General features: G+C 36.8%; 9 protein-coding genes. 3 read left to right on the plus strand and 6 right to left on the minus strand.

The window, feature by feature from the left end; genetic code table 11:
• Nucleotides 1-239: 239 nt before the first annotated feature.
• Together MW688_RS16705 and MW688_RS16710 are read right to left on the minus strand one after the other, a co-directional pair.
• The gene (locus MW688_RS16705) at nucleotides 240-2,183 is read right to left on the minus strand and encodes a S8 family serine peptidase (protein WP_486737148.1); all 1,944 of its coding nucleotides are present in this window, start codon (nucleotides 2,181-2,183) and stop codon (nucleotides 240-242) included.
• A 441-nt stretch (nucleotides 2,184-2,624) separates the two neighbouring features.
• On the minus strand, nucleotides 2,625-2,840 hold the full coding sequence (locus MW688_RS16710) for a hypothetical protein (protein WP_486737149.1): 216 nt from the start codon (nucleotides 2,838-2,840) through the stop codon (nucleotides 2,625-2,627).
• Nucleotides 2,841-3,127: 287 nt separating this feature from the next.
• Between MW688_RS16710 and MW688_RS16715 the strand changes: the two genes are divergently transcribed.
• Nucleotides 3,128-4,489, plus strand: a complete 1,362-nt coding sequence (locus MW688_RS16715) for a glucokinase (RefSeq protein WP_486737150.1) — start codon at nucleotides 3,128-3,130, stop codon at nucleotides 4,487-4,489.
• Nucleotides 4,490-5,182: 693 nt separating this feature from the next.
• On the opposite strand, the gene MW688_RS16720 is transcribed toward MW688_RS16715, so the two are convergent.
• Nucleotides 5,183-5,305 (minus strand): DUF4351 domain-containing protein, encoded by a 123-nt coding sequence (locus tag MW688_RS16720; protein WP_486737156.1) that lies wholly within the window; start codon nucleotides 5,303-5,305, stop codon nucleotides 5,183-5,185.
• A gap of 164 nt (nucleotides 5,306-5,469) precedes the next feature.
• On the opposite strand from MW688_RS16720, the gene MW688_RS16725 reads away from it, so the two are divergent.
• Nucleotides 5,470-5,613, plus strand: a complete 144-nt coding sequence (locus MW688_RS16725; RefSeq protein WP_486737151.1) for a manganese efflux pump — start codon at nucleotides 5,470-5,472, stop codon at nucleotides 5,611-5,613.
• A gap of 90 nt (nucleotides 5,614-5,703) precedes the next feature.
• Here the strand turns inward: MW688_RS16725 and MW688_RS16730 are convergent, their stop codons facing one another.
• Genes MW688_RS16730 through MW688_RS16740 form a run of 3 tightly spaced genes read right to left on the minus strand, consistent with a single transcriptional unit; the run spans nucleotide 5,704 to nucleotide 9,264 of the window.
• Nucleotides 5,704-6,585, minus strand: coding sequence for a glycosyltransferase family 2 protein (locus MW688_RS16730; RefSeq protein ID WP_486737152.1), 882 nt, complete (start codon nucleotides 6,583-6,585; stop codon nucleotides 5,704-5,706).
• Between the two features lie 5 nt (nucleotides 6,586-6,590).
• Nucleotides 6,591-7,733: a glycosyltransferase gene (locus MW688_RS16735; protein ID WP_486737153.1), complete on the minus strand. Its 1,143-nt coding sequence runs from the start codon at nucleotides 7,731-7,733 to the stop codon at nucleotides 6,591-6,593.
• A 16-nt stretch (nucleotides 7,734-7,749) separates the two neighbouring features.
• Nucleotides 7,750-9,264: an O-antigen polymerase gene (locus MW688_RS16740; RefSeq protein ID WP_486737154.1), complete on the minus strand. Its 1,515-nt coding sequence runs from the start codon at nucleotides 9,262-9,264 to the stop codon at nucleotides 7,750-7,752.
• Between the two features lie 151 nt (nucleotides 9,265-9,415).
• Here MW688_RS16740 and MW688_RS16745 point away from each other — a divergent pair, with 151 nt between their 5' ends.
• Nucleotides 9,416-9,793 (plus strand): hypothetical protein, encoded by a 378-nt coding sequence (locus MW688_RS16745; RefSeq protein ID WP_486737155.1) that lies wholly within the window; start codon nucleotides 9,416-9,418, stop codon nucleotides 9,791-9,793.
• Nucleotides 9,794-9,926 lie beyond the last annotated feature (133 nt).

Genomic DNA, 9,926 nt, shown 5'->3' on the forward strand with positions numbered 1-9,926 from the left:
CAATATTATTGGCAAAATGTTTGAAAATATTGACAATTTTGATAAAAAGGGGCGCAAGCCAGAGATAGGGCGCAAGCCTTGCGCCCCTACTACATGAAATATGCGCGTCACTTGTTCCCCGGATTTTAAATCCGGGGAACAATTGATATCAAGTTCAGTCTAATCATCTCAATTAATTATAATAAACTTCTTCCTTGGTTCTTTCTTTCTTCCCTTCTGCCTCCTGCCTTACCTCACTTTTATTGTAAGTATTCATGGGAACTTGATCCAAGCAATTGCTGAACTGCATTGGTTGCATCAACACGACCAAAGCCACCACGCGAATCCCATGAATTTGATTCTGGAGAATAGTGTCGAACAGTATTGATAATAGTGTCACGAATTTGATCAATACTAAGAGGAGTATTAGTTATCTGCATAAGTAGTGCAATAACTCCAGTCACGTGGGGCGCTGCCATACTTGTTCCAGACATACCAGTTCTACCAACATGAGTTAGTGATTGAGCGGCCATAATTCCATCTCCTTGATCACCTCCAGGAGCGCTAAGTTCTGGTTTAAATCGACCATCACGGGTTGGTCCCTCTGATGTAAATGAGGCTAGTGGTTGATTTACTCCACGAGCATTGTAGGCACCAACTACAATTGTTTTGTGTCCACAAGCAATTGAACTAAGAGTCATTGCTGGGTCTGCGTCAGCTTCTGCAAAGCAGCTTTGTAGTTGGTCTATAGTGCGTTCAATCCAGGCATGAAATTTAACGCCAGAAGAACTTGTAGAGGTTAATCTTAACTTCCAGTTACCAGTAAGTAATGAATTAGTCTTGTCCATATATATGTGAAGACAATTATCACCGTTCTGGTTGTCTTGTCTATGATTCACCCTAATTACAGTTATCTCTTCATTCATTATATCCTGAGAATCCCCCCAGAGAAAGGGACCAAGTTCATTGCCCCGGGGATCAATTAGTATAGCTGTAAGTTTTTCATCACCTTTATACCATACTTCAACCTCGTTGTTAGTCTTATCCGTATTTTCAATTTTCCAAGTTAATTCGAGTGGTTGAGAAGCTGTCACTACTCCGCTTCCATGAATTCTGTGTTCATGAGAGTTGCCAGCAGATATTACAATTGCTCGATTTGGCTGATTTGGCTGATCAAGGAGGTGGTCAAATACCTCCTCTACTGCCGTTGTCCCGTCGTGGGGACCGCTATATCCGCCTAAACTTATGTTCACAACTGCTGGGCGCTTAAGTTCACTTGCTTTATGAAATATATACGTTACTGCCTCTATTAGCTTTTTAGAGTTTCCAAAGGATTCATGAGGGCTGTTTGCATCTCCTCCTCCGAACTCTACAAAGATAAGGTCAGCTTCTGGAGCTACACCAGGGTATTGGCTACCCCGTCCATTTCCAGCAGCAATATCCATAACGTGTGTTCCGTGAGCTGGATCGTGTCTTCTGTGACGTCGTTCTCCATTTATACTCGGAGGATAGCCAAGAAATGTATATGCAAAATTATCCAAATCACTACTATTATCAGTAGGTGGTTGATCTGCTCGACTAAGAGCTTCGTTAATAATTTCATTTGAAAACTCACGGCCATAATCATAATGTTGTGGCGGGAGAGTCCTATCTGCTCGAATCTCTTGTTCATGCCGATCCTGATGTTTACGCTCATTCTGATCCCATAAGAACAGTATTCGGCTATTACCGTCTGAATTACGAAAATTCTGATGAAGAAAATCGCATCCAAAATCAACAATACCTACGATCACTCCTTGTCCATTTGGAATTGTATCTCCATCAGCAAATAATTGTCGCAGATCTTCATATCTAGCTCGAATGTCCCTTACTGAATCGTGTAGCTCTGAATATACCAGCTTTGGACCTTCCAAATTAACAATATTATCGTGCAGGGCAACAGCTTCTATCTTGTCTACTGGAACTGTTCCGGTAATAATATTACCGGAAACTGTAGTACGGTTTAAATTAGGAATAAGAGTTTCAGGATCTTTTACTCTAGCGATTACATCAACGTAACTTTGTTCATCTAGTGATTCTGTTAGTGATTGTTGTAAAAAATACCTATCCAATACTTGCTCTGTTTTAGCGGTATCTACAATTTCTGCTAGTTGCGGACTAAGGGATAGGGGTTTGTTGTGGTTTTCAACTTGTCTATATTTCATTTGCCAATAGTATGAATATAAAAAATTCAGCAATTATAAAATAATAACAGATTTCTTTAATTATTCATGTTAAATACTTCCTCAGTACTTTATCATACATAACTGTATTTTTCAGTCAGGGAAGCACTTACCTCAGATCTTGCATCTTTATCAAAAGTTACTTGTGGCGGTTGAGTAATGAGTAGTGAGTCTTGAAGTAATGAGTTTTTTAAGTATTTATACTTACTTTTTTGAACCAAAAAACCCACCGAAACCACTAAATGAATGAATTTTTCTGACCACTAAATTAGTACACTAGTACTAGTGCAAGATCTCAGCTAACCGAAGTTTTGACAGAGGTGATGTCCTCCTCCTGTGTAATACTATTCGGCTAAAAAGTACGGTGATTTTTCACAGAGCAAGCTTAACAAAAAGGGATAGACTTCTTATCTTTAATCAATGTTATGAATATACTAGCTTTGGACCTTCCAAATCAACAATATTATCGTGCAGGGCAACAGTTTCTATCTTCTCTACTGGAACTGTTCCGGTAATAATATTACGGGACACGGTAGTAACCTTTAAGTCAGGAACAGGAATTTCAGGATTTTTGACTCTAGCGATCACATCAACATATTTGTGTCCATCTGCTGATTCTTGTACAACATGCCTATCCAATGGTTTACCTGTTTTACAAGCCTCTACAACTTCTGCTAATTGCGGACTAAGAGCTGAGTGCTTGTTTCGATTTTTTCTGATATTATACTTCATTTGTCCTTTGCCTCTTAATTAACCTGTTAGTTTGTTAATTTATTAATTTATGATATTGTTCCCCAAACTATGATAAACTTAAACATGTTGATGACTTGACTAGGGAGTAAACGTCTTATAACCCTTTTTTGATTTTTCTATGATTGTTTTATGATTAGGGTAATAAGACTAAGCTAGTGAACTAGAGTATTACCATGGTTAAAAACAATAATCAGAACCGTAAAAGAAAAATTACTCTCAGTGCGAACGAACAGGGTATACAACGAGCTGAAAAAGCCTTATTAAGGCTAGGTTTTGGAACTAAAACTAATTTTGCCAAGGCGAATATGTTAGGTCGGTCAACGGTTAGCAAATTCTTTACAGGCAAACCAATTCAATTAGATTCTTTTCAGAAGATATGTGAAATACTGACTCTGAGTTGGCAAGAAATTGCCAACATCTATCAACCCCCCATCGTCGTTTTAGTTGGAGACATTAGTACGACAGGAATAACTTTAGGTTTAGTACAAGTAGATTTAGCAAAAAACCAAGAAAAAACATTTAAAATAAATTTTTTATATAAAAATGATTATGTTCTAGATGCGACTCAAGATTTACATACTACATTTAAAAAATTTTTAGAAGATTCTAAAAAAACTCTATTGCAAGAATATAATCCAGAAAAAGCTTGTTTGAGTGTGGCTGGAATAGTCAAGGACAATACTTGTCAACTAACTAATGTAAATTTAACTATAAATCAAAAAACATTAAAAGAATTAGAACAAGAATTAGGTCTTTCTCAAATAATTTTAATAAATGATTTTGTTGCTGCTGCTTATGGAGTTTTAAACTTAGAATTAAAAGATAAATTTATCTTACACGAAGGCAAACCAAAGCAAAAAGAACCCATGGCTATTATAGGATCAAGAATAGGATTAGGATGGGGCCAAAGTTTCATTATTCCTTGTTCTAATAATCATTTTAAAATAATTTCTGGTGAAGGAGGTCATGGTTATTTTGCTTCTCGAAATGATCAAGAGTATGAGCTTTATAAATACTTACAAGAAGAAAAAGAAAAAGAAGTTTCGGTTGAGGAAGTAATATCTGGTGTGAGTATTATTTCTATTTACCAATTTTTCCGAAATCAAAAAAACATGGATGAATTTTCAGATGAAATAACCGAAAAAATCAAGGACTGGGAAACAAACAAAAAATATGAGAAAGTTATCAGTATAGTAGAGACTATTATTGAACAGGCGATTCAGTCTAGTGATTCTAATTCTATATGTCAAAAAACCATAAAGTTATTTGTAGATGCGTATGGAGCAGAAGCAAGAAATTTAGCTCTAAAACTACCTCCCTATGGTGGTCTTTATCTGGCGGGAGATATTGAATTTATGATTAAAGAATTCATCAAAAAAAGTGAATTTTTAAAGATATTTTTTGCTGAACATTTAAATGAATTAATCTCCTCCTATTTAAAAGAAATACCTATTTATATTGTCGATAAACCTTCGGTAGGATTAATGGGTGCTGCTAGATATATGGTAGAAGATGAATTGCAGATGAGTGACTGAAGAAAAAAATATAGTGTTAGCTAGTTTTGCAGGAGCGCAAGTCAGAATAGGGCGCAAGTATGAGCGCCCCTACTACATAAATATGCGTGCAACTTGTTAGACCACAGGAGCGATCGCTCTAACTCACATCTTCCACCAGTACTTATGTACTAATTTTTCAGGAAAAATGTTCTTTATGGTTAATTCTCTATAATCTTTGTCTCCTAGGGGTTTAACATCAATTCTTTTACTTCAAAACTTCAAGACTTCAAGACTTCTTACTTCAAAACTTCAAGACTTCAAAACTCATTACTCAACCACAACCAGTAGCTTTTGCTAAAGGTGGAAGATCTGAGTCTAACCTAGTTTGATGTTAATTTACCAGTAATATGAAGAGAACCAAAGTTATTAAATGTTATGAATCGCTATATTATACCAGGAGTAATTGTAGGTAGTTTAGCAACTAGTATTGCTATAGTCCAACAAGTGGCGATCGCTTCTACGATAGTTTGGACTAAAGTCCAACTACGAACCTAATTTTTAGCTGGGGTATAATATATTTATATTTAAAATTTCTCCCTAAATATATTCTCAATGATGGCTATAGCTTAGAGATTGAATATGTTGATTGATAGTTATATTTTTATTTAACAGAAAATTAATGTTGGGTTTCATTCTTCAACCCAACCTACAGTTTGAGATACCAAATTTGTACTATTGAGCATATTCTCTCAACCAATTCTCTAAATCTTCATAAGTATTAAAAACTAACAATTCTTCTGCTAGTTTTTCTAAAGATTCTGGAGTTAATTGGCGAATTTTACCAGTTATAGCAATGAGTCAATAGATGTTGACAAAAATGATGAAAAGCCCCCCTTAGTAAGGGGGGTTGGGGGGAAAAGTTAGTAATAAATGTTGTTAACACCACTGCGGTCACTGCTATATTTCTGGACTAAGATGCCCTAACTTACGCTGTAACTGAGGTAAGATAAGGCTTATCTGTGCTGAAAAGTTCAATTATCATGGAAGCGGTGATAATTGGAATAATTACCTTTTGGTTATCATTTATAGGTGTGTTTTTAGGAGAGAAAATAGAAATAGTTGGGGGAGTAATTTTAATTTTTATTGGCAGCAAAATTTTGTGAGAACATCTCACAGCCTAAAAAAAATATTTCAACCAAGAAATAACCCAATCAGCTACAATAGTAATTAAAATCAGAACCCTGTGAGCCCAATTAATCTGGTACTGGTGATGCTAATATAGATTCAATAACTTTGGTAGCAGCGATAAGTTCTGATGGTGACATAGGTTTATCTCGTTGACTAATCAAGAGATTTTCTTTTCCTACTAAAATAAACAACTGGTAGGTAACAATTTTGAGAGGTATACGCAACATTCTCACTAAAGTAGAAATTGTCCCCAAATTTTTCCACCCGTAGGTTTTAAGAAGTTTAAAATTAGCCTGAGAACCTACTAAATAACTCTTTAAATAGGATTGAGAATTAAATAAGTTCTCACGATAAAAGTATAATGGTTCTGATATTTTAGCAAAAGTCGAAGTAGAGGCAGAACGACACCACAATTCTCTATCTTGAGTTTTACGATAAGAAGTATCATACTGATAGCGGCGAAACCACTGAGTCTTAGCCATGACCGTAGGATGAATAATTAAACCTTTGTTGAGTAAAACCGTTTGCGCGGTCATTCCCTCGATAGGGTCTAAACCGCGAATACCTTGGGGTTGATTCTCCTGGTTAATTGAATATACGGGAGAGGCTAATACATCTATTTGGGGATTAGCTTGGAGATAATTAAGCTGTTTTTCTAAGCGTTGAGGGTGCATCATATCATCAGCATCCATCCTCGCTAAATATTCTCCCGTAGCTATACTAGCAATTTGATTGAGACGATAAGCTAAACCATGATTTTCTCCATCATGAATCACCTTCACCCGATTATCATTGATAGATTGAGCAATAGTCAGGGAATTATCCCTAGAACCATCATCTACTAAGATTAATTCCCAATCCTGGTAAGTTTGGGCAAAAACTGAACGAATCGCCGTTAAGAGAGTATCTTGATTATTATAAAAAGGGATGCCAACAGAAACCCGCATAAAAATTATTTAAATAAGCTTTGAAAAAGATTACCGTACATAGTAGCAATTTTTGCCACAGAAAAATCTAGAGAGCGAATTTTTCCTTGTTTTGATAACTGCTGTTGCAATTGAGTATCACTTAATACTCTAATCATCGCCTCTGCTAACGCCTGAGGATTGTCAGGAGGTACTAAGAGACCATTTACACCAGACTCGATAATTTCTGCTGGTCCCGTGGGGCAATCTGTACTTACAACAGGAGTACCACAAGCCATCGCCTCCACAATCACATTACCGAAACCTTCAAAAAGAGAAGACAAAACAAATAAATCAGCCTTAGCCATATACTGATAGGGATTAGTTTTAAATCCCAACAAAAATACCGTCTCAGTTAAGCCTAAACTCTCTATTTGTTTAGTTAACTCTGAACGTAACTCCCCTTCCCCAAGAATCCATAACACCGCCGGAATTTGTTTTTTTACTGTTACCATAGCCGTAATTAAATCACTAAAGCCTTTTTGAGGATGAAGACGTCCACAGGCAACAATTAACTTATGGTTAGGGGGAATAGTTTCTGGTGGAGAAGCTTGGCTACCCCTAGTCACCTCAGCATCTACACAGGGATTATAAATTACGTGGAGTAAGGGGGCAGTTTTTGGGGAGATGGTCTTTAAATCTTTAGCTACTCCCTCAGATACATTGATAATAGCATCAGCAAGAGGGTAAACTTTTGGCATCAAGGCAAAAACCAAACGATTAACCAGACGTTGGGGAGGTTGAGTATATTTCCAAGAAGGGGGATTATGAACACTCAAAACCACCTTAGGGGGTTGAGACAGATAACGAGTTGCCAAGACTGCTACAGTATTGGCATTATCCATAGCGCCACAGACAACATCTGGTTTAATCTGACTAATTAAATTTCTCAAAGGTAACAAAGACAATAGTAAGGGTAAAGACACCGAGGGGACTTTACTACTAATCAAATGATATACAGCCACATCTTCAGCTAAATCTGATTCATAACCTCCTCCAGACTTAGACAAAGCTAGAGATACTTGAAACTCCTGGCGATTTAAACTATTAACAATTCTCAATAACAGTTTTTCAGCGCCACCACCACCCAAGCGTGTAGTAAAAAAGAGAATATGCAGTTTAGATGGCACGATAATTTTCTCCTGGTTAAATTTTAATCTTGTGACGACGGCGGGAAAATAGAGGAATACCACCCCACAGGAAAAGAAGGAAACTAGCTTGGACAACCAACTGCATTAACTTAATTACCGCTGTACTATCTGGTCGAATGTAAAAGAGAACGATAGCATATAAAACTAAAGCTGTGGGATAAGTTGCGTATCTGCGAAAAGACTGCGCCAACCATTTATGAAAATAACCATAAATAAAGAAAGCAACAAATACTCCCCCTAGACCAAAATTCCAGTAAGATTCACCAATAGAACCACAAGGGATACCCCAGTCTGCATTTTTATAATAAAATGTTTTAGCAGCCCTGCCGCCGCATAAACCCGGTTTCTCCGGCCAAATTGCCCGAGGAATGGCAATAGTTAAAGCTGCTAAATAGGTACTCCCGTACAGATATTCTTCTTTTTCTGGTACATAAGCTAACATAGGCAATGGTCCTCCATTCCTGGCGCCAGTCAATTCTCCCGCCTCTTCACTATTTCCCAAAGCTTCCATAATACCTGTTTGTAAATCAGTCAAAGTACTAAAATCAGCTTCTCCAGTATCTTTAACCACATCTCTAAAAGTTCCCAAAATCCCTACACCAAGAATTACCACCAACATAATAGCTAGAACCTTAGTCATGGAGAAACGACCTTTGCGCAGCATCCAAATCATTATCCCAATCATTAAGATAAAAAAGATACCACTGCGAGAACCTGTTAACAAAAAGCGCATCATCATTGAGGTAACCAGACAACCCCAAAATACAGGGTTTTGAAAAACTTTGGTATCTATCGATAACCAGATTAAACAGGCAACTAAGCTGAAGTTAACTAGAAAAATCCAGTAATATTGACCAGCTAAATTAGAATGTCTTCCCCCCTGCCAATTAGCCAACAGGTGACCAGTTAAACCTCCATAGCTTTGGAGAAAGATAGTAAAGACAATCAGGGAAAATAAGACTGTTAAGCAGGTTTTTATCCCGGGATTACGAATCGGTTTAAGTCTCAATTTAGGAGTAGAAATAGCCGGAAGTAAAAAAAAGCCAAGATAATAAGCAATGATTGCTAGTATACTCACATAGGCAGCTTTGGCATTTATCCAAGTTAAACCCTCTTGTCCCCAATTTCTTAAAGCTACGCTAGTAGTAGGCTCGTATATAAGAGCGCCTGGACCTTCCCAAAAGAGGGTAAATACCTTGGGTAAGAATGTAGGTAAACTAAAGGCATAGGTATAGAGAGGGATAAAAATGAGGGGATGAAACCACCCAAAAGATGGACGATAAAAGAATACAGGTAAGTAAAATAGTATTGATTGTATTAAAACCCCTAAAGATGCTGCGTTACTAGCATCAGTATCACTATTTAAAAATTCGATTAACTCAATTAGCAATTGTAAGGAAATTAATCCCCACAATAGCCACTGATATTGTATTTTAATGGGTACAAAGGGAGATTTTTGTTTAGTCCTAGGTAATTGGTTGATTTTGTTGACTATACTGTTTACTGGCATATTTGTACTTTTTGCTAATTGGCGCCTTCACAATCAGCATTTTATCATTTCTGATTCAAAACTTATTACTTTGGTGGGATGAAGTTATCCACAATAATATTGCACAATCAAGGTAGATATAAATAAATTATTAATAGGAGATAAATCAATAATGAAAAAGATATTAATAGGCAGTCTTTCTTTATTAGCTATTGCTGCAATTTTTGTTCCTTCATTAGAAGTAAAAGCTAATACTCATACCGAGGAAGTTGATGAGTCGGTTTCAACTCCAACCAATAGGGAAATGGATACGGGTAATTATCAAACTAGTGCTTTTGATTTGGTCACATCCGCTTACCGTGGTGAATACGAATCCCAAGGAATCTCTACCTACACCCAGTTAGTCACCGATTATAGGATAGGAGAAATCACTGCAAAAGATATAGTAATGGCAGCGATTAACAGTGGCGATTTAGAACCTAAGGCGATGGACGATGAAGAATATCTCAATGCTGTTAATTTGCAAATGAAATCTCTGCGAATCCGATGATACAGCAAATCTTGGGATTATGCTATAGGTTTCTTAACTTTTTTACCACCCCGGTTCGTAGTTGGACTAAAGGTCCAAAAATTAATCGGGCTAAAGCCCTACTACAAACCTGGCAGAGGACTTTAGTTCCCCA

This window comes from Johannesbaptistia floridana (genome assembly GCF_057440575.1).

Bases quoted from the DNA above. Each gene is read 5' to 3' on its own strand.
- MW688_RS16715 (WP_486737150.1), top strand. From the start codon at position 3,128: ATGGTTAAAAACAATAATCAGAACCGTAAAAGAAAAATTACTCTCAGT.
- MW688_RS16705 (WP_486737148.1), bottom strand. From the start codon at position 2,183: ATGAAATATAGACAAGTTGAAAACCACAACAAACCCCTATCCCTTAGT.
- MW688_RS16745 (WP_486737155.1), top strand. From the start codon at position 9,416: ATGAAAAAGATATTAATAGGCAGTCTTTCTTTATTAGCTATTGCTGCA.
- MW688_RS16730 (WP_486737152.1), bottom strand. From the start codon at position 6,585: ATGCGGGTTTCTGTTGGCATCCCTTTTTATAATAATCAAGATACTCTC.
- MW688_RS16740 (WP_486737154.1), bottom strand. From the start codon at position 9,264: ATGCCAGTAAACAGTATAGTCAACAAAATCAACCAATTACCTAGGACT.